General features: G+C 39.2%; 1 protein-coding gene. It reads left to right on the top strand.

Going from position 1 to position 457, the window contains the following annotated elements; all coding sequences use genetic code 11:
* Nucleotides 1–278, top strand: a 278-nt coding sequence (locus tag AN944_RS21675) for a hypothetical protein (RefSeq protein WP_055026589.1), incomplete at its 5' end; no start/stop codon positions are given.
* Between the last annotated feature and the right edge of the window lie 179 nt (nucleotides 279–457).

Here is a 457-nt window from a genome sequence, read left to right as displayed (position 1 = left end):
TAATTGAGTCTATTGAGAACTACAATGATGAAGGCATAATTTTTGCCGAGTTGATTGAGGGGAGTTACCTAGCTTCTTCAGATGCTCAGGTAATTGAAATGTCAAATGAAGAAATGTCATTACCGACACCTGAAGTTGCTGAACAATATTGTTCTGGTAAGGCGTATTTTCTAGAAGTATTTTTGGTCAAAGAAATGTTGGATTCCATGAGGCAAGAGCATATAGGTTCAAACGAAGCTTGTAAGCGAATTATTCATTATGCAGTACACGATGCTTAGCTAACAAGCTGCTAAATTCAGATTCACCAAGGCTGTCATGCCATTTGCTGAGCAAATCGCCCGCCAGCACTCAGTTCACTTATTAGCAGAGCGTTAGGCATACAAAAAGGATTGCGCTAGAAATGGAGTTTGGAGTTCTTTCAGAAATAGAGCAAGTTGAGTTTAGTGATTACCAAACT

Origin of the sequence: Shewanella sp. P1-14-1 (genome assembly GCF_001401775.1) — a bacterium.
Taxonomy (GTDB): Bacteria; Pseudomonadota; Gammaproteobacteria; order Enterobacterales; family Shewanellaceae; genus Shewanella; species Shewanella japonica.
The sequence above is the reverse complement of the archived record's forward strand: the minus strand, read 5'-3'. Positions and strand labels throughout refer to the sequence as shown.